At 64.6% G+C, this 17,507-nt stretch carries 19 protein-coding genes; 5 read left to right on the top strand and 14 right to left on the bottom strand.

Annotation, left to right across the window (positions count from 1 at the left end):
• Nucleotides 1-234: hypothetical protein (locus EN852_RS41710; RefSeq protein ID WP_210238252.1), on the top strand; the 234-nt coding region annotated here is incomplete at its 5' end.
• A 105-nt stretch (nucleotides 235-339) separates the two neighbouring features.
• Here the strand turns inward: EN852_RS41710 and EN852_RS22380 are convergent.
• The 5 genes from EN852_RS22380 to EN852_RS22360 all read right to left on the bottom strand — a co-directional run bounded on the left by EN852_RS22380 (nucleotide 340) and on the right by EN852_RS22360 (nucleotide 7,250).
• Nucleotides 340-1,350, bottom strand: a complete 1,011-nt coding sequence (locus tag EN852_RS22380) for a DUF4167 domain-containing protein (protein ID WP_246694349.1) — start codon at nucleotides 1,348-1,350, stop codon at nucleotides 340-342.
• Nucleotides 1,351-1,690: 340 nt separating this feature from the next.
• The gene (gene prmC / locus EN852_RS22375) at nucleotides 1,691-2,560 is read right to left on the bottom strand and encodes a peptide chain release factor N(5)-glutamine methyltransferase (RefSeq protein ID WP_127877095.1); all 870 of its coding nucleotides are present in this window, start codon (nucleotides 2,558-2,560) and stop codon (nucleotides 1,691-1,693) included.
• Entirely contained in the window at nucleotides 2,553-3,632 is a 1,080-nt protein-coding gene (gene prfA / locus EN852_RS22370; protein ID WP_127877093.1) for a peptide chain release factor 1, read from the bottom strand. Before prfA ends, prmC begins: the two co-directional genes overlap by 8 nt.
• A 10-nt stretch (nucleotides 3,633-3,642) precedes the next feature.
• Entirely contained in the window at nucleotides 3,643-5,913 is a 2,271-nt protein-coding gene (gene ptsP, locus EN852_RS22365) for a phosphoenolpyruvate--protein phosphotransferase (RefSeq protein WP_127877091.1), read from the bottom strand.
• A gap of 83 nt (nucleotides 5,914-5,996) precedes the next feature.
• Nucleotides 5,997-7,250, bottom strand: coding sequence for an aspartate kinase (locus EN852_RS22360; RefSeq protein ID WP_127865825.1), 1,254 nt, complete (start codon nucleotides 7,248-7,250; stop codon nucleotides 5,997-5,999).
• Nucleotides 7,251-7,465: 215 nt separating this feature from the next.
• Here EN852_RS22360 and EN852_RS22355 point away from each other — a divergent pair, with 215 nt between their 5' ends.
• Complete coding sequence (locus tag EN852_RS22355; RefSeq protein ID WP_127877089.1) at nucleotides 7,466-7,762, top strand: hypothetical protein; 297 nt, start codon at nucleotides 7,466-7,468, stop codon at nucleotides 7,760-7,762.
• A 31-nt stretch (nucleotides 7,763-7,793) separates the two neighbouring features.
• Here the strand turns inward: EN852_RS22355 and EN852_RS22350 are convergent, their stop codons facing one another.
• Complete coding sequence (locus EN852_RS22350) at nucleotides 7,794-10,031, bottom strand: diguanylate cyclase (protein WP_127877087.1); 2,238 nt, start codon at nucleotides 10,029-10,031, stop codon at nucleotides 7,794-7,796.
• 479 nt (nucleotides 10,032-10,510) lie between these two features.
• Here EN852_RS22350 and ubiG point away from each other — a divergent pair, with 479 nt between their 5' ends.
• Nucleotides 10,511-11,260, top strand: a complete 750-nt coding sequence (gene ubiG, locus EN852_RS22345) for a bifunctional 2-polyprenyl-6-hydroxyphenol methylase/3-demethylubiquinol 3-O-methyltransferase UbiG (RefSeq protein WP_127877085.1) — start codon at nucleotides 10,511-10,513, stop codon at nucleotides 11,258-11,260.
• Nucleotides 11,261-11,272: 12 nt separating this feature from the next.
• On the opposite strand, the gene EN852_RS22340 is transcribed toward ubiG, so the two are convergent.
• Entirely contained in the window at nucleotides 11,273-11,776 is a 504-nt protein-coding gene (locus EN852_RS22340) for a flavin reductase family protein (protein WP_127877083.1), read from the bottom strand.
• A gap of 164 nt (nucleotides 11,777-11,940) precedes the next feature.
• Nucleotides 11,941-12,873 carry a DMT family transporter gene (locus EN852_RS22335; RefSeq protein ID WP_127877081.1) on the bottom strand — a complete coding sequence of 311 codons (933 nt, stop codon included), beginning with the start codon at nucleotides 12,871-12,873 and terminating at the stop codon, nucleotides 11,941-11,943.
• 99 nt (nucleotides 12,874-12,972) lie between these two features.
• Here EN852_RS22335 and EN852_RS22330 point away from each other — a divergent pair, with 99 nt between their 5' ends.
• Entirely contained in the window at nucleotides 12,973-13,467 is a 495-nt protein-coding gene (locus EN852_RS22330) for a MarR family transcriptional regulator (RefSeq protein ID WP_127877107.1), read from the top strand.
• On the opposite strand, the gene EN852_RS22325 is transcribed toward EN852_RS22330, so the two are convergent.
• From EN852_RS22325 to EN852_RS22310, 4 genes are all read right to left on the bottom strand, one after another.
• Entirely contained in the window at nucleotides 13,464-13,889 is a 426-nt protein-coding gene (locus EN852_RS22325) for a DUF1178 family protein (RefSeq protein ID WP_127877080.1), read from the bottom strand. The two genes, EN852_RS22330 and EN852_RS22325, sit on opposite strands and share 4 nt — an antisense overlap.
• Nucleotides 13,886-14,752 carry a carbon-nitrogen hydrolase family protein gene (locus tag EN852_RS22320; protein ID WP_127877078.1) on the bottom strand — a complete coding sequence of 289 codons (867 nt, stop codon included), beginning with the start codon at nucleotides 14,750-14,752 and terminating at the stop codon, nucleotides 13,886-13,888. Before EN852_RS22320 ends, EN852_RS22325 begins: the two co-directional genes overlap by 4 nt.
• Nucleotides 14,753-14,754: 2 nt before the next feature.
• The gene (gene grxC, locus EN852_RS22315) at nucleotides 14,755-15,018 is read right to left on the bottom strand and encodes a glutaredoxin 3 (protein ID WP_127865817.1); all 264 of its coding nucleotides are present in this window, start codon (nucleotides 15,016-15,018) and stop codon (nucleotides 14,755-14,757) included.
• Between the two features lie 76 nt (nucleotides 15,019-15,094).
• Nucleotides 15,095-15,895, bottom strand: coding sequence for a ComF family protein (locus tag EN852_RS22310; protein WP_127877105.1), 801 nt, complete (start codon nucleotides 15,893-15,895; stop codon nucleotides 15,095-15,097).
• Nucleotides 15,896-15,962: 67 nt separating this feature from the next.
• Between EN852_RS22310 and EN852_RS22305 the strand changes: the two genes are divergently transcribed.
• Nucleotides 15,963-16,835 carry a methyltransferase domain-containing protein gene (locus EN852_RS22305; protein WP_127877076.1) on the top strand — a complete coding sequence of 291 codons (873 nt, stop codon included), beginning with the start codon at nucleotides 15,963-15,965 and terminating at the stop codon, nucleotides 16,833-16,835.
• A gap of 29 nt (nucleotides 16,836-16,864) precedes the next feature.
• On the opposite strand, the gene EN852_RS22300 is transcribed toward EN852_RS22305, so the two are convergent.
• Complete coding sequence (locus EN852_RS22300; protein ID WP_095816931.1) at nucleotides 16,865-17,050, bottom strand: Flp family type IVb pilin; 186 nt, start codon at nucleotides 17,048-17,050, stop codon at nucleotides 16,865-16,867.
• Between the two features lie 105 nt (nucleotides 17,051-17,155).
• Nucleotides 17,156-17,476, bottom strand: a complete 321-nt coding sequence (locus EN852_RS22295; protein WP_127865814.1) for a hypothetical protein — start codon at nucleotides 17,474-17,476, stop codon at nucleotides 17,156-17,158.
• Nucleotides 17,477-17,507 lie beyond the last annotated feature (31 nt).

Raw genomic sequence — 17,507 nt, 5'->3', positions numbered from 1 at the left:
TGCCCGGATGGCTCGAAGCGGATGATCCGATGGAACCCGAGCCTCGCAGCTCACATAGGAAAAAAGCCCTTCCGTCCCATCATCTCCACCGCGCATCTCATCCTCCAATCTCTCCGGCGGAATCGAATCACGGACTGGCCCCAGACGAAAGAGTTTTTCCGCAGCCTGTTAGAGCAATTCCAGGAAAAGTGTGAGCGGTTTTCCGTCCGGAATTGCGTAAAAACAAAGAGCTAGGGCATTTCACCGTTTCCGTGAAACGGTGAAATGCCCTAGCTACGCACGAACGAAAACGGCGGGGAAATGTCCCCGCCGTCTGCAATGCCTGAAATGCCGTTTGTGTCAGTTGTTGGCGTCGGCGGTCACAGGCTCGCCGGGAGCTTCGCCGGCGACCGGCGCCGGCTCGCTGGCGACAGGCCCGGTTGCCGGTCTTGCCTCTTCGGCGGGCTTGGCGCCGGCCTCGCCGCCATTGTTCGTCGCGTTGTGTGCTTCGCCCGCATTTTCGGGGCTTGCGCTCTGCGGCTGGTCGCCCTGCTCGCCATTGCCGGCCTGGTCGGCATAGTTGCCACGCGGGCGGCGCGGACGCCGCGGCCGGCGACCGCCACCATTGTCTATGGCGGCTTCGTTGAGCTCGGCCTGTGCGGCGAGCGCGGCCGGCGAGAAACTGTCGAACTGCGGCGCCTGTTCGGCCTGGGTTCCGGCCTCTCCAGCGGCCTCGGGCTGCGCCGGGGTCTCGTTGCGCCGGTTCTGGTCGAACTGCTGGCCGCCGCCATGCTCGCCGCGCTGGCCGTTGTCGCCACGCTGACCGTTCTGGCCATACTGGCCGTAGCCGCCGTTGCGGCGGTCACGATGCCGGTCGCGGCCATTGTTGTCGCGGTTGTCGCGCTGGTTATTGTCGCGCCGGTTGTTGTCGCGGCCGTTTTCCTGGTTGTAGGCGAGTTCCGCTGGCGTGCCTTCAATCACAGGCTGCGGCCCCGAGCCGTTCGCCGGGGCCGGCGCCTCGGCTCCATTGCCGCTGGTGTTTCCGACAGAATCGAACTCGTCACGATCCTCATCGAGATCGTCGTCGAAGTCGTCGCGGTTTTGCTGGGCGTTCTGGATCGGCATCTGCGCCTGGGCGGCGGCAATGATGCGATTGTAGTGCTCGGCGTGCTGGAGGTAGTTCTCCGCCATCACCCTGTCGCCGGAGCTCTGCGCGTCACGGGCGAGTGTGGCGTATTTTTCGGCGATCTGTTGAGCCGACCCGCGGATCTTCACGTCCGGGCCGTTGCTCTCGTAGGTGCGAGTCAGGGGATTTGGCCCCTTGCGGTTGTTGTTGTTGCCACCGCCGCCATTGTTGTTGCGACCGCGCATGCGCCTGTTCTGCTGTTGTGGCCTCATTAGACTCTCTTCATAGTGAATTTTCGAAAAACTCTTCACGAACGGAGGCGCTCATGCAGCCAGCCGTTTCGTTTCTTCACCGGCGTTCGCCCGCATCAATTGCGTTGGCGCCACGTGCCATCCTGTTCCGGTTACATCACTTGCCGGACGATTCCCGCACGAAGCTTGGGCGTCGTTTGCGCAAGAAGGCAGCTATTTCCAAGGAAAACCGAATCGCTGGGAGCACTGCCTGCTTCGTCTCATCCGGTTGAGCCGGACCCTAACTGCATTCCCTTATATTGCCAAGCGGTTTTTTCGCGCTGTATCAGGGCTTTCACCGCTCGAACACCAGAACTCTGTCATTGCCGCCAAGGTCGCGATGTGTCCCGGTTAACACATAGCCTGCCGCCACGAATATTCCGGTTACGTCGTTTTTCTGCGTGTGGCCGATCTCGACCGCTACTCTGCCTTGCGCTTCCAGAAATCCTGCCGCTTCAGCGGCGATGACCCTGTAGGGGTCCAAACCATCCGCACCACCGTCCAGCGCTCGGTGCGGGTCGAAATCGCGGACCTCGTCCTGCAGATTTCCAATCTCTCGACTGGGTATATAGGGAGGGTTCGAGGCAATTACATGGTAGGAGCCCGAAACTTTTTCGAACCAGTTGGAATGCAAGGCTTTGAAGCGCCCGCCGAGCCCCAGATCCCGGGCATTTCCGGCCGCTTTTGCCAACGCCCCCTCGGAAATATCGACGCCGGTCGCGATCGCGGCCGGAACGGCGTTGAGCAGGGCCAGCGCGATGGCGCCGGTTCCGGTGCCGAGGTCGAGAATGCGGCATTCGCCCAGCCGTTCGGCAGTTGTCCTGGCGAAAGGCAGAATGGCGTCGACCAGCGTCTCGGTGTCCGGCCGCGGCTCGAGCGTCTCCGGTGAGAGCGACAGTCGCAAGCCGTAGAATTCGCGATAACCGAGGATGCGGTGCACCGGCTCGCCTGCGACGCGACGCCTCAGGGCCGTTTCGATGGCCGAAAGCGCCGCCGAACCCACCTTTTGCCCCGGTTCGGCAATGGCCTGGGTGCGGGTCGTACCGGAGAACTGCTCGACGATCAGCCGGGAATCGAGCGCCGGATCGTCGATGCCGGCGGCGGCCAGACGCTCGCGCGCCGCCTTCAACAACGGCCCGAGCGCGGCAGGCAATCGATCAGCCATCGAGGCTCATATCGGCTAACAGCTTCGACTGATGGTCGGCGATCAACGCGTCGATGACCTCGTCGAGCTCGCCCATCATCACCCGGTCGAGCTTGTAGAGCGTGAGGTTGATGCGGTGGTCGGTGACGCGCCCTTGCGGGAAGTTGTAGGTGCGGATGCGCTCCGACCGGTCGCCCGAGCCGACCTGCGATTTGCGCGACGACGAGCGCTCCTCATCGGCACGGCTGCGCTCCAGGTCGTAAAGCCGCGCGCGCAGGATCTGCATGGCGCGCGCCCGGTTCTGGTGCTGCGACTTCTCCGCCTGCACCACCATGATGCCGGTCGGCAGATGGGTGATGCGAACCGCCGAGTCGGTGGTGTTGACGTGCTGGCCGCCGGAACCCGAGGCGCGCATCGTGTCAATGCGGATATCCTCCGGCCGGATTTCGATATCGACCTCTTCGGCCTCGGGCAGCACGGCGACCGTCGCCGCCGAGGTATGGATGCGCCCGCCCGCTTCGGTCTCCGGCACGCGCTGGACGCGGTGAACACCGGATTCGAACTTCAGATGCGCGAACACGCCCTTGCCCGACACCGAGGCGATGATTTCCTTGTAGCCGCCGACCTCGCCCTCGCTGGCCGAAACGACCTCGAAGCGCCAGCCGCGCGAGGCGGCATAGCGCTCATACATGCGGAAGAGATCGCCGGCGAACAACGCCGCCTCGTCGCCGCCGGTGCCTGCGCGGATTTCCAGGATCGCGTTCCTCTCATCGGCCGCGTCCTTGGGCAGGAGCAGGATCTGGATATCCTTCTGCAGCGCCTCGATGCGGGTCTCCACTTCAGGCAGGTCCGCCTCGGCCAGGGCCCGCATCTCGGCGTCGGTCGCCTTGTCGGCGAGCATCGCCTCGAGATCCGCCTGCTCCTGCTCGGCGGCGCGCAACGCCCGGATCTTGCCCACCATCTCCTGGATGTCGGCATATTCGGAAGCCATCTTGACATATTGATCGGCGGCGGGTCCGGCCGCCATCTGCGCTTCGAGCATGTCGAAACGCTTGACGACTTGATCCATACGGTCGCGGGGCAGGTTGATCATGGTGGGATGGCTATAGCGGTATGGAGCGGTCGTCGGCAAACGCCTGCAGCAGCGCCCGCATCGGCGTTCCCTGGCTGGGCGCCATCAGATTGTCCTTGAAGAAGTCTTTCAGCTCCTGCAGCGGCAGCTCGGTCAGCATCGCCTTGACCGGGCCGATCGAGGCCGGCGACATCGAGATCGAGCGGAAGCCCAGGCCGATCAGCGCCATCGCCGAGATCGGCTTGCCTGCAAGCTCGCCGCACAGCGTCACCGGCGTGTTGTTGCGGGCGCCGGCATCGGCGATCGTCTTCAGCACCCGCAGGAATGGCGCCGAAAGCGTGTCGAAACGGTCGGCAAGCTGCGTGTTGCCGCGATCGACCGCCATGATGAACTGGAAGAGGTCGTTGGAACCTACCGAAACGAAGTCGACCGCCTTCATCAGCTCGTCGAGCTGGAACAAGAGCGAGGGCACTTCCAGCATCGCGCCGAGCTTGAGGCTGGTGGGCAGGTGATGGGCAAAGCGCGACAGATGCCGGACCTCGCGGTCGATGATCTCGCGCGCCTGCGATATCTCCGACAGCTCGGTCACCATCGGCAGCATCAGCTTCAGCTCGCGGCCGCCGCTGGCCTTCAGCAGCGCCCGGATCTGCGTTCTGAGCAGGCCGGGACGATCGAGCGTTAGCCGGATCGCACGCCAGCCGAGCGCCGGGTTTTCCTCCTGGATCGCCCCCTTGAAGTAAGGCAGCACCTTGTCGCCGCCGATATCGATGGTGCGGAAGGTGACCGGCTTGCCGCGCGCGGCATCAAGCACGTCGCGGTAAAGCCGCTCCTGCGCCTCGGCGCGCGGGAAGGTCGAGGCGACCATGAACTGCAGCTCTGTGCGGAAGAGCCCAATGCCGGCGGCGCCCGACTCGGTCAGTTGCGGCAGGTCGACGGCCAGACCGGCATTCATCAGGAGATCGACCGGCACACCGTCCTTGGTGAGCGACGGCTTCTTGCGCAGCTCGCGGTAGACCTCCTGCCGTCGGGCCCGGAAACGGACCTTTTCGGCATAGGCGGCTTCCAGGTCGGACTGCGGCCGCAGATGGATCGTGCCTTCCTCGCCGTCGACAATGATGGCATCGCCGTTTTCCGCCATGGAAACGGCGCCCTTCATCTGACCGGCGACGGGAATGCCCATGGCGCGCGCGACGATGACGACGTGGCTGGTGGCGGCGCCATCCTCCAGCACCAGGCCGCGCAGCTTGTCGCGCGGATAGTCGAGCAGTTCGGCCGCGCCCATCGAACGGGCGACGATGATAGCGTCCTTGGGCAACGCAGCCGCGACGTCCTCCGGGCCGCGCCCCATCAGCTGGCGCAGGAGCCGGTTGGCAAGATCGTCGAAATCGCTCATCCGCTCACGCAGATAAGGGTCGGTCATGTGCAGCATGCGCGCGCGCATGTCGCTCTGCACCTTCTCGACCGCGGCTTCCGCGGTCAGGCCGTTGCGGATCGCCTCTTCCAGCCGGCGCACCCAACCGCTGTCATTGGCGAACATGCGATAGGCCTCGAGCACCTCGCGGTGCTCGCCCTCGAAGGCGACCTCGCGCCGCTCCAGCATGTCGTCGATGGAGAGCCGAAGCGAACCGAGCGAGGACTGCAGCCGGCGCACCTCCTCCTCGCTATCCTCGTTGAAGAGGTTGGTGACGACGATGCGCGGCTCGTGCAGCACGACATGGCCAAGGCCGACGCCCTCATTGAAGGAAAGGCCGGTGAAGCTCACCGGGCGGCGCAGGTCGAGCTCCAGTCCCGGCTTGGTCAGGCGGGCGAGATCGCCGGTGGCGATCATCTCGGCGATCACCATCGCCGTCGTTTCCAGCGCCTCGATCTCGTCTTCGCGGTACTGCCGCATGGTCTTGTTCTGGACGACCAGGACGCCGAGCGTGCGCCCGGCCCTCAGCACCGGCACACCGAGGAAGGAATGGTAGATCTCTTCGCCCGTCTCCGGCAGGTAGGCGAAGGCCGGGTGCTCCTGCGCGTTGGACAGGTTGAGCGGCCGCGCGCTGGCGGCGATCGTGCCGACCAGGCCCTGTCCGAGCCGGAGCTGCGACAGGTGGACGGCGTTGGGATTCAGACCCTCGGTGGCGTAGAGCTCGAGCACCGAGTCGGCGCGCAGCACGTAGAGCGAGCAGACTTCGGCCACCATGTTGGAGGCGATGTCGCGCACGATGCGGTCGAGCCGCTCCTGCGGCTCCAGCGGCTCCTGCATGAGCTCGCGAAGCCGTTTGAGCAGAACGCGCGGGCCACTGGCCGTATCACGCATCGCGGCTTGTTCTCCAACGGGCATTTCGCCCGCCGCAGTTTCTCCCGCGGCCGGCGTTCACGCAACAACTGACTCAGTTCTTGCTATTGCTTATCGAGACCGTAGACGGAATGCAAAGTACGAACTGCAAGTTCCGTATATGGACCGTCGATCAGTATCGAGATTTTGATCTCGGAAGTGGTGATGGCACGGATGTTGATCGCCTTGTCGGCCAGCGCCTTGAAAGCGGTAGCGGCGACGCCGGCGTGACTCCTCATGCCGATGCCGATGACCGAGACCTTCGACATGCCGGCTTCCGACTGCACGACATCGTAGCCGACTTCCGGCTTCAGCTTCTCCAGCACGGCAAGCGCCTTGTCGACGTCGCCGGACGGCACGGTGAAGGTCATGTCGGTGAACTTGCCGTCCTCGGAGATGTTCTGGACGATCATGTCGACATTGATGTTGGCCTCGGCCAGCGGGCCGAAGATGCCGGCGGCGACGCCTGGACGGTCGCCGACGCGGCGCAGCGAAATCTGCGCTTCGTCCTTGGCGTAGGCAATTCCGGTGACGACCTGCTGTTCCACGATCTCTTCCTCGTCGCAAATAAGCGTTCCGGGCGGATTGAGCAAATCCCCCATTCCGGGCGCATCGGGATCGTCGAAGGACGACCGCACGAAGGTACGCACCCTGTGTACCATGGCAAGCTCGACCGAGCGCACCTGCAGCACCTTGGCGCCGAGCGAAGCCATTTCGAGCATTTCCTCGAAGGAAATCTTGGCGAGACGCCGGGCTTTCGGCTCGATGCGCGGATCGGTGGTGTAGACGCCGTCGACATCGGTGTAGATGTCGCAGCGGTCGGCCTTGACCGCCGCCGCGATCGCCACGGCACTTGTATCGGAGCCGCCGCGGCCGAGCGTCGCGATGCGGTTGTCCGGCCCGATGCCCTGGAAACCGGCGATGACCGCCACCTGGCCCTCGCCGAAGCGCTTGATCAGGAAGGCGCCGTCGATGTCGAGGATGCGCGCCGCGCCATGCGCATTGTCGGTCTTGATCGGGATCTGCCAGCCCTGCCAAGAGCGGGCGTGCACCCCCATGCTCTGCAGCGTGATCGCCAACAGGCCGGCGGTGACCTGTTCGCCCGAGGCGACGACCGCGTCATATTCGCGCGCGTCATGCATCGGCGAGGCCTCGCGCGTCCAGGCGACCAGTTCGTTGGTCTTGCCGGCCATCGCCGACACCACGACCGCCACTTCATGGCCGGCATCGACCTCGCGTTTGACATGGCGCGCCACATTGCGGATGCGGGCGATGTCGGCGACCGAGGTTCCGCCGAATTTCATCACGATACGCGCCATGGAAGCGAAATGCCTTTGACTGAAGCCGGCGCAAGGCCGGAACTGGAGGAAACGCCAGGGTTAAGCCGGGCGCGGAAATGCGCGGCCTCCTTAGCCAAAACAGCAACGCTTCGCAAGCGAGCGCGCCTATAGCCGGCCCGGCAACGCTCATCCTGACGGATTCCTGTCGCCGATCATGCCATAAGACTGCTGAAACCGGCCTTAGGAGATTCTTCATGACCGAGACTCTGGAAATCGTCACCTTCCGCCTCAAGCCCGGCACCGAAGACGGCTTTGTCGCCAATAACGGGATCGTGACCGACTGGCTTGCCCGGCAGCCGGGCTTTCTTGCCCGTCACCTCGGGAAGCGTAAGGATGGCACCTGGGTTGACGTCGTGCGCTGGCAGGGCCTGGATCAGGCACAGGCGGCGGCCGACCGCATCATGGCCGAGATCGGCGACAGCGAGGCCATGCAGGCGATCGAACCAGCCAGCGTTGTCATGAGCCATGCCGAGATTGCCCTGTCGCGCTGATGCATCTCGCCCGAAGCGCGGGCGCCGAAGCTCAGCCCTCAGCCGCGCTTCTGCCAGGGGTGGAAAGGTCCCAGTCGGGATCGGTCTTGCGCAATCCCGCGACGACCCGGTCGCGCCCGTCCGCCTTTGCCTGATAGAGCGAACGATCCGCCGCGTTGACGATTTCGGCCCATGAGGCGCCGAGTTCTGGGAAGGCGGACACACCGAACGAGGCGGTGATGGTGCCCAATGTGCGCCCGCGATGCGTCAGATGCAGCTGCTTGACCGCCTTTCGCAGCGCCTCGGCGCGCTCGGCGGCATCGACAAGTGACGTTCCGGGCATCATCACCGCGAACTCCTCGCCGCCATAGCGCGACACCACGTCGCTTTCCCGGGCATGGTCCAGCAGCGTGCTGGCCACCTGCTTGAGCACGAGATCGCCGGCCTCGTGACCGAATGTGTCGTTGAACTGCTTGAAATGGTCGACATCGAGCATGATCACCGCCATCGGCTGCCCTGAGCGCTCCAGGCGCCGCAGTTCGCGGCTGCTCGTTTCCTCGAGATAGCGGCGGTTGTAGAGCCCTGTATTGGGATCACGGATCGATTGCTGTCGCAGCGTTTCGCGCAGCCGCAAATTGGCCAGGGCCAGCGCCAGCGTATCGACGACGCCGCGCAGCACCTGCTTCCGCTCGGCCAGCCAGTCCGGCCTGTCGGCGGCATTGGGCTCGGTGAGATGGACGATGCCGAGCGTCTCGCCTTGTGCCGCCAGCGGCATGCAGACATAGCCGCGCCCGCCATTTTCGGTGATGTGATTGCAGCGAGGCGTCAGCATGCCCGGGCCGGCGACATGTTCCTGGCCGCGGCGCAGCGCCCAGCAATCTTCCGGGGCAAATTGGCCCACGCTCGAGCGGACATCGCCCCAATGCGCCATCTCCTCGACCAGGTTGCGCGAGGCGCTGGTCAGATGGACCGTTCCGCTCAGGCCGCCGAAAAAATCCGGCATCGCCGAGCCGACGACCGAGAATGCCTCTTGGAAGGTGACGCAGGCCTGCAGCAGCTCACCCAGCTTGACCAACCGGTTTGTGGCTTCCGATGTCTCTCTCAGCTCGCGGTTGAGCACCGCCAACTCCTCGGCGCGGTCATTGACCGCCCGCTCGGCGCTGCGCAGTTCGCTTATGTCGCTGAGCGTCAGCACGATGCCGCCATCGGCCCGGTTGAGCGGATTGCAGCTGGCGATCACCGGCAGCTGCGAGCCGTCGGGCTTTACCAGACGCACCTCGCTTTGATGCCGCCGGCCCGTGGCAAGCGCCAATTCCACCGGGGATGCTCCCGTCCCGAGCCGGTCCCCGGTCGGTCCCCGCATTTCCAGGACCGATCGCCAGTCCTGCCCCTCGATCTTGCTCGCGTGTCGCCCGGCGATGTCGGCGGCGGCCGGATTGACCGACATGACCCGGCCGTCGCCGTCGATGACGGCGATGCCCTCGGCCACCGTGCGCACGATATCCTCGATGTAAGCTTTCTGATCGACGAGTTGCCGTCGCGACGATTCGAGCTCCGCCGCCATCGTGTCGAAGCCTTTCGCCAGCTGTCCGAATTCGTCCCCGGAGGCGTGGCCGATGCGGGCGCCGCTATCGCCGCGCGCCAGCGCTTCGATGCCGCGATTGAGGCTGGAAAGACCGGCGCCAAACCGGTTAAGCAGCAGAAAGGCGGAAAATGCCGCAATCAGCATGGCGGCGGCGGTGGACAAGCCGACCAGCCAGAGCATCGCGTTGGTGCGGTCCTGCGCGGCGCGCAGCAGCGGCGTGTATTCGAACAGCAGCGCGCCCACGATTTTGCCCGGCGCGCTCTCGATCGGCACCGCGACCAGATTGATCGGCTCCGGCACGTCGGCGCTGTCCTCGACGAACGCAAGCGGCTGACTGTCCTCGATCACGCGGCCGACTTCATTGCCGTGGTCGTGACCGAACGACTTGCCGACATTCTCTTCCTCGCCCGGGACGTCGGCGAGGATGGTCTTGTCGCGATCGACGACGACCAGATCGCGCTTTGAGTCGTTGTGCTGCAACCGCACGAACTCGCGCAGCGCCTCGGGTCTTTCGAACAATGGTCGTGGCGCGTCGGCAGTCTTGAAGGCGATGGAGCCCGCCAATTGGCGCGCGACGCTTGTCGCCTCCGCCAGCGCGGCTGATCTGGTCAACGACATCTGGGACAGGATCGCAACAGCGCCCACCACGCCGATCAGGGCCGCGGCGCTTAACAGCGTGGCAGTGATCTGGGTCCTGATGCGCACCAAGCCTCTCAAGACTCGCGATGGCGGCAAATGTACATGCCAAATTCCGATCGTGCGCGGGGAAATCGTCAGGCCAGTAAATTTGACGTTAAGCGGAGCGAGCCGTGGCAACCCTCAGTCCGATCGCGCCGCGCTTCGGCGCCAGAGGTTCAACAAAGTGAGGTTTCATGATCGGGCCTCCTTCTAGACATGATGCCTTCCATTCGCCCGATATGGCGATCGCGTTTCCGCGTAGCCGGATCAAGCTGCCATGTGCTGACATCGGACACCAACCGGCGGGGATGCTTGCCGGCAACGCGTGTGGCAGCAGCCGAAAAACCCTGCCTTGACTTTTGGCGCCAAGGACCCGACTTCCTAACGCTCTGCAGCGCCGCGCGTCCTCTCTGACGCGCAAAGGACACTGTAGCATTTTGATTTTGCGCATGATCCTTTCCGAAAATCGAGGCCGATTTTCGGGGTCATGCGCCGGAGACCCGCCTATGCCAGAACCCCGCCGATCGACCATCGATGCCGGAGAAGTCGAGCGCTTCTCCGCCCTTGCCGCCGAATGGTGGAACCCGAACGGCAAATTTCGTCCGCTGCACAAGTTCAATCCGGTGCGGCTCGCCTATATTCGCGACCAGGTGGCGGCGCGTTTTGGCCGCGATCCGCGCGCCGCGCGGCCCTTCGAAGGCCTGCGTTTCCTCGATATCGGCTGTGGCGGCGGCTTGCTGTGCGAGCCGATGGCCAGGTTGGGCGCTGAAGTGGTCGGCGCCGACGCTTCGGCGACCAACATCGAAGTGGCCAAGCTGCACGCGGCGGAGGTCGGCGTCAGCATCGATTATCGGGCCACGACCGCCGAGGAACTGGCCGATGCCGGCGAGACCTTCGACGTCATCCTCAATATGGAAGTGGTCGAGCATGTCGCCGATGTCGATTTGTTCATCGCCAAGTGCGGCCAGATGGTGCGCCCCGGCGGCATCATGTTCGTCGCCACCATCAACCGCACGCTGAAAGCGCTCGGCCTTGCCATCATCGGCGCCGAATATGTGCTGCGTTGGCTGCCGCGCGGCACGCATCAGTTCGGCAAGCTGGTGCGGCCGGACGAACTGGAAAAGGCGCTAGGCGCCGCAGGCCTCACGGTGATCGACCGCACCGGCGTCGTCTACCACCCGCTGGCCGACCGCTGGCAGCGCTCGAAGGATATGGACGTCAACTACATGGTGCTGGCGGAGAAAGCCTCGGTCTGATCGCGTCAGACCTCAGGCTTCCAACGGCCGATAGCCGCCCCGCCAGTAGATCAGGGCCTGGCCGGAATCCTGCGTCCTCACCGCCTCGACCGAGCCGATGACGATCGAATGCGGGCCACGGTCGATCATCTGGTCCAGGCTGCAGTCGAACGCGGCCACCGCATCGGCGAGCAACGATGCGCCGGTCTTCAGCGTCGTCCACTCGACGCCCTCATAACGCTCCTTGCCTTTGATGCCGCCGAAGCCGGAGAAGCGCTCGGCCACCCGCTGGTGCTGGGGCCCGAGCGAGTTGACGCCGAAATGCCGGTAGCGCTCGATAATCGGCCAGGTCGACGAGGAGCGGTTGACGCAGGCAATCACCTTCGGCGGCTCCGCCGACAGCGACACCACGGAAATGACAACGAGGCCGGTGCGGGCGTCGCCGACGCCGGCGGTGATGACGCTGACATTGCCGACGATGAGCCGCATGGCGGCGCGGAAATCCGCGACGCTGACGGGACCTTCCGGGTTGGCCATGGCTTTCTCCTTTTTTCGCCGAAAGCAATCTCAGGAAAGATGCGCAGTTGTTCTCTGTCTGGAACAGCGTCAAGACGAACTTAGGACTGGGACAGCGAGCCAAGGCGCCGCCACCCCTATCGCCGCCGGCATCCGCAGCCGGAACCCGCCGACAGCAACGAGGATTAGCTACGGGATGATGCCGGCTCGATCCGAAGCGGCGCAGGCGCGCCGTTTTGGCTTTGCGCCCTGGTCGTGATGAACACACCGACGGTGATGATGGCCGCACCCAGCCAGGTCAGAAGCTGGTAGTGCTCGCCGAGGAGGATCGTCCCGGCGAACAGGCCGACGGCCGCCGCCACATAGCCGATCTGGCTGAGATAGACCGGGCCGCCGACGGCCTGCAGGCGGAAAAAGAAGACGAACATTGCCGAGGCCGAGGCGACCTGTCCGACGACCACCAGCGGCACGCCGGCGAGCGGTGCGAAGGCCTGCCAGCCCAAAAGCGTCAAAATGCCGACGAGGAGCAGCATGGCCGAGGCCAGATGGCTGCCGACGGCAAGCTCGATCGGGCCGGTGCCCTCCGGCCAGTCGACGGTGCGATAGATGTTGCCGGCGGCGAGGCTGACCGGGATGAGCAGACCGACCGCCACCCAGAAATAATCGGCCGCCTGGCCGGCCTCGCCGCGCGTCAGCGCGACCATCACCGCGCCGACGAAGCCGACGGCGATGCCGACGGCGCCGAGCAGGTTCGGACGCCTGACGCCGAGCAGGATCGAGAACACCAGGGTGATCACCGGCGACAGCGTGAACATGATGCCAGTGTAGCCGGCGCCGAGATGCGGGATGGCGGAAAACATCAAAAGATTGGGGATGGCATAGGAAATCGCCGCGGTGACGAAGAAATAGCGCAGCTTGTGCGGCGTCAGCCGGATGCGCTCGCCGCGCAGCAGAAGCGCCAGGAGCAGCACGCCGCCGGCGCCGAACGAGATAATGAAAGCCCAGACCATGGCCGGCACGCCAGCGGCGGTGGCGAGCTTGCCGAACGGCAGCGTCATGCCGAGCAGGCCGCCGGTCACGACCAGAAGGCCGATCGCCGAATCCCAGAGAAATTTCATCGGGCTGTCCTGTCGCTGCGTGACCGCTTGGCGGCCGGTTCTTCTTGCGATAAGATAACGTAAAGATTCTTTATGTCAAGATACTTTGCGGTGAGCGATATGGATCGAGCGAGCAGGGCCATGGAACAATGGCAGCGGGAGCGGCCGGATCTCGACGTGTCGCCGATGGGGGTGATCGGACGGCTGAACGAGGCCTCGGCGCTCATCGCGCGCGACCGGCTCGCGCCGGTCTTCGCCCGGTTCGGATTGCAAGCCGGCGAGTTCGACGTGCTGGCGACGCTGCGCCGGTCGGGTGCCCCCTACGCGCTGACGCCGACCGAACTCTACGAGGCGACGATGGTGACATCAGGCGCCATGACCGCCCGCCTCGATCGTCTGGAAAAGGCCGGTCTGACCCAACGCGCGCCACACCCGAGCGACCGGCGCGGGGTAGTCGTGCAGCTCACCGAAAAAGGCCTCGGGCTCACCGACACCGCACTCACCGCCCACGTCGCCAACGAACATGAAATCCTCGCCGGCCTGACGCAAGAGGACAGGGAAATGCTGGCGAAACTGCTTGAGAAACTGATCGGAAGCTTGAGTTCGCCGTCCTAATTCCGGTCGTCGGGAAAGCTCGGTATCGGCATGAACTCGACGCCGTCCTCGATCAGGCTTTCCGCTTCTTCCGGCGTCGCCTCGCCATAGATGCCGCGCGGATCGGTCTCGCCAAAGTGGATCTTGCGCGCTTCCTCAGCGAACTTGTCGCCGACATAGTCGGCATTCTCGCGCACCTTCTCGGCCAGCGCCTTCAACTGCACCAGCGCCTGTTTCTGCGCTTCGCCCATGGCCAAAGCCATCTTTTCCTGCTTGCGCGAGGTCGAGACGGCCGGCGCCATCAGCGCCTTCTCTATCTTATGCGAGCCGCAATTCGGGCAATCGACGAAACCGCGCTTCTTCTGGGTATCGAAGTCGTCATTGCTGCGAAACCAGGCTTCGAACTCGTGCTCGTGCTCGCAGATCAGGGAAAAGCGGATCAAGAGGCAGCACCCCTGAGACGCGGCGCTTCGCCTGCGCCGGCATTGACGGTGAAGTCCCGCGCATTCCTGAGATTGGGGATCTTGCGGCGCGCGGCAAGCGACTGCGCCGGATCGATCTCGGCGACGATCACGCCCGGCTCGTTATGCGCGGCCTCGGCGACGATGCGTCCCCAAGGGTCGACGATCAGCGAATGGCCATAGGTCTCGCGTCCGTCCTCATGCAGGCCGCCTTGCGCGGCGGCGATGAGATAGGCGCCGTTCTCGATGGCGCGGGCGCGCAGCAGCACATGCCAATGCGCCTCGCCGGTCTGGCGCGTGAAGGCGGCCGGGACCGTCAGCACCTCGGCTCCGGCCATCGCCTCGGCGCGGAACAGTTGCGGGAAGCGCAGGTCGTAGCAGACCGCAAAGCCTAGCTTCGTTCCATTGATGTCGGCAACGACCGCTTCCGTTCCCGGCTCATAGGAAGCGGATTCGCGCCAGCTCTCGCCATTGTCGAGGTCGACATCGAACATGTGGATCTTGTCGTAGCCGGCAATCAGCGTGCCGTCGGGCGAAAACAGGAACGCCCGGTTAGCGAGCTTGCCGTCGGCGCGGCGAATCGCCGTCGAGCCGATATGCAGGTGGATGCCGAGCTCCTTCGCCAACCTGCGCGCGGTGGCGACGACAATATCCTTGTCCTCGGTGGTGAAAGCGGCAGCACCCGCTTCCTTGTCGCGCACCAGCGCGCCGGTCATTTCCGGCGTCTGGACATAGGTCGCGCCCTGGCCGGCAGCCTGGCGGACCAGGATTTCCATGTCGGCGGCATTGCGCTCGGGGCTCGTGCCCGAACGCATCTGTACGGCGGCGGCCTTGAAAACACCCATGATCATCTCCCGTTGGCGAGCATCACATCCAGCCGGCCCTGCGACTCCAGCTCATGGAGATCGTCGCAGCCGCCGACATGCGTGTCGCCGATGAAAATCTGCGGAAAGGTGGTTCGCCCATGCGCCTTGGAAATCATTTCCTGGCGCAGTTCCGGCGAGAACGAGGCATCGTGCTCCGTATAGCTCACACCCTTGCGGTCGAGCAGCCGCTTGGCGGCGCTGCAGTAGCCGCACATCATCCTTGTATAGATCGTCACATCGACCATCAGTCACAATCCTGCCAGCGCATATCGCCCAATGGTTGCATGACAGCGACCCGCACCAAAAACAACACTTGGGTTTCTATATAGTCGCGGACTCATCGGCCCGAAAGTCCCCTGGCAAGACCCGGGCGAAGGTCAGCACGTCGACCGCTCCGGCGCCGCCCCTCTTCAGCGCCTTGGCGACCGCCCTCACCGTGGCGCCGGTAGTGTAGACATCGTCGACGACCAGCACCCGGCGGCCCGAGATTTGGATCTCGGCGTCCGGTAGAACGCGGAAGGCGGCGCGCACATTCTCTTCGCGCTCATGCCGTTCGAGCCCGACCTGCTGGCGCGTCAGCTTCACGCGTTTGACCGCGGATGGCGAGAATGGCAGCCCGCTGAGCTTTGCAACGGCGCGTCCAAGCTCCGCAGACTGGTTGAACTGGCGCCGGAAGAAGCGCCGCCAGTGCAACGGAACCGGCACGACCAGATCGGCCTCGCCAATCAGCTCCGCGCCGGCGCGGACCATCCAGTTCGCCATCCAGGGCGCCAGGTCCGTCCGGTCCTGGTATTTCAGCCCCTGAACCATCTGCCGTGCGACGCCCGAATAGATGACGGCGGCCCGCGCCCGTTCGAAGGGCGGCGGATCGGCGATCGCTTCCGCCGACAGAAACCCCTCGCCCATGTCGTGGGTGAAGGGCGTTCCCATCACCGGGCACCAGGGTTTTTCCAGCATCCTGAGCTTCGGCCAGCAGGCGCCGCACAAAACGCCGGGCTGCGACACATGGCGACGGCAGCCGGCGCAAACCGGCGGAAACAACAGACGCGCCGGCCAGGCCAGTGCCTGCCGCGTCATGTCCTGAACCGCGCTGGTCTTGATCTTGTGCACCGGATCGGCCACGTGAAAGGGAGAGCCCCGCGCCACCTTAACACCACTCCGGCGGGCGCGGACAACAGGAAGCTTTTCATTGCAGCCGTTGATCGACACTGAGCTCTGGCTCGCGCGCAAGCGCCGGGCTCTCGCCCGCCCCGTCGAGGGTGCCGATTTCCTGATGCGGCGGGCGGCCGAAGACCTTGCCGACCGGCTGGGTGCCGTCGAGCGCCGCTTCGGCAAGGCGGCCGCGCTGTTCTGCCAGACGTCAGCGGCGGTCGAGGTGCTCGCAGCCAGCGGCAAGGTCGGCGAGATTGTGCGTGTCGAGATGGATGAAGCGCTTCTCGCCGGCGGGCCGGGCCTGGTAGCGCCGCCCGAGACCGTGCCGTTCGAGGACGGCAGCCTCGATCTCGTCGTCTCTCTGCTCTCGCTGCACGCGATGAACGACATTCCCGGCGTGCTGGCGCAAATCCGCCGCGCGCTGAAACCGGACGGGCTTTTCCTTGGCGCTCTCGCCGGCGCGGGTACGCTCGCGGAGTTGCGCGAAAGCATGCTGACGGCCGAGACGGAGCTTTACGGCGGCGCGAGCCCGCGCATCCTTCCTTTCACCGACGTGCGCGATGCGGGTGCGCTGTTGCAGCGCGCCGGCCTGGCACTGCCGGTGGCCGATGTCGAGACGGTGACGGTGCGCTACGACACGCTGTTCGATCTGGCTAGCGACCTGCGCGCCATGGGCGAGACCAGCCCGCTCATCGACCGCAGCCGGCGGCCGGGCAGCAGACGCCTGTTTGCCCGTGCCGCCGAAATCTACGCTGAACGGTTTTCGGACCCGGATGGCCGCATCCGCGCAAGCTTTCCGATTGTCTGGATGTCCGGTTGGGCGCCTGACGCCTCCCAGCAAAAGCCGCTCAAGCCGGGGTCAGCCAAAGTATCGCTGAAGGCGATCCTGGAGAACCCGCCCAAGGGTTGACCGCGTCTCTGATTGCCGGCTCGGCTTCGTCAGTGGGAGAAGGCCTGCACCAACCTGCTGTTGTTGTCGCTGAACAACCACTGGAGCGCGTCCGCGGCCCTGCCCACGCCGCCGATGATTGTAAGCGAGAGCACAGCAACGATCAGGCCATATTCGATGGCCGTGGCGCCCGTCTCATCTCTTACGAATTGCTGCAGCAGGTTTTTCATGGTCATCCATCCCTTATGCAGAAATTCTAATGTCCTACCCGTTAAGAAAGGTTAACGGCAAAAGCTTAACAGCGAGTGAAATGCCGGTGTCCCAAAAAATCATTAACCATGTCAGCACTCGCCGCTGCGGCTGCCGTCATTGCGGATGACGCAGATTGAACTGGGCATCGGCTGCAGCACACTGCGGCGCACCGTATATGTATTGGTGCGATGGCCGATCGATCCGGTCGCTGTCATGTCGAGCCCGACGGCCAAGCCGTCGCGAGCGCCCTGCGATCGCGTCTGGCTGTCCAGCAAAGGCGTTGCGATCAGCGCCAGCGCCACGGCTGCCGAGCCGAAGAGAAGCGTGATTCGCAGGATGCCCATGCCGGCATCCGCAGCGCGGAAGCCGCGGTCGGGCCGGATCGAGTCCCACTCTCTTTCAAGGCTCATGCCGTGTTTCCCACAGTCATCGACGATCTCG

This window comes from Mesorhizobium sp. M2E.F.Ca.ET.209.01.1.1, from assembly GCF_004010375.2.
Classification (GTDB): Bacteria; Pseudomonadota; Alphaproteobacteria; order Rhizobiales; family Rhizobiaceae; genus Mesorhizobium.
The sequence above is the reverse complement of the archived record's forward strand: the minus strand, read 5'-3'. Positions and strand labels throughout refer to the sequence as shown.

Bases quoted from the DNA above. Each gene is read 5' to 3' on its own strand.
- prmC (WP_127877095.1), bottom strand. From the start codon at position 2,560: ATGGCTGATCGATTGCCTGCCGCGCTCGGGCCGTTGTTGAAGGCGGCG.
- EN852_RS22340 (WP_127877083.1), bottom strand. From the start codon at position 11,776: ATGGCCAACCCGGAAGGTCCCGTCAGCGTCGCGGATTTCCGCGCCGCC.
- grxC (WP_127865817.1), bottom strand. From the start codon at position 15,018: ATGGTCGATGTGACGATCTATACAAGGATGATGTGCGGCTACTGCAGC.
- EN852_RS22320 (WP_127877078.1), bottom strand. From the start codon at position 14,752: ATGGGTGTTTTCAAGGCCGCCGCCGTACAGATGCGTTCGGGCACGAGC.
- EN852_RS22335 (WP_127877081.1), bottom strand. From the start codon at position 12,873: ATGAAATTTCTCTGGGATTCGGCGATCGGCCTTCTGGTCGTGACCGGC.
- EN852_RS22330 (WP_127877107.1), top strand. From the start codon at position 12,973: ATGGATCGAGCGAGCAGGGCCATGGAACAATGGCAGCGGGAGCGGCCG.
- ptsP (WP_127877091.1), bottom strand. From the start codon at position 5,913: ATGCGTGATACGGCCAGTGGCCCGCGCGTTCTGCTCAAACGGCTTCGC.
- EN852_RS22295 (WP_127865814.1), bottom strand. From the start codon at position 17,476: ATGAGCCTTGAAAGAGAGTGGGACTCGATCCGGCCCGACCGCGGCTTC.
- prfA (WP_127877093.1), bottom strand. From the start codon at position 3,632: ATGATCAACCTGCCCCGCGACCGTATGGATCAAGTCGTCAAGCGTTTC.
- EN852_RS22355 (WP_127877089.1), top strand. From the start codon at position 7,466: ATGACCGAGACTCTGGAAATCGTCACCTTCCGCCTCAAGCCCGGCACC.
- EN852_RS22380 (WP_246694349.1), bottom strand. From the start codon at position 1,350: ATGCGCGGTCGCAACAACAATGGCGGCGGTGGCAACAACAACAACCGC.
- EN852_RS22300 (WP_095816931.1), bottom strand. From the start codon at position 17,050: ATGACCATGAAAAACCTGCTGCAGCAATTCGTAAGAGATGAGACGGGC.
- ubiG (WP_127877085.1), top strand. From the start codon at position 10,511: ATGCCAGAACCCCGCCGATCGACCATCGATGCCGGAGAAGTCGAGCGC.
- EN852_RS22360 (WP_127865825.1), bottom strand. From the start codon at position 7,250: ATGGCGCGTATCGTGATGAAATTCGGCGGAACCTCGGTCGCCGACATC.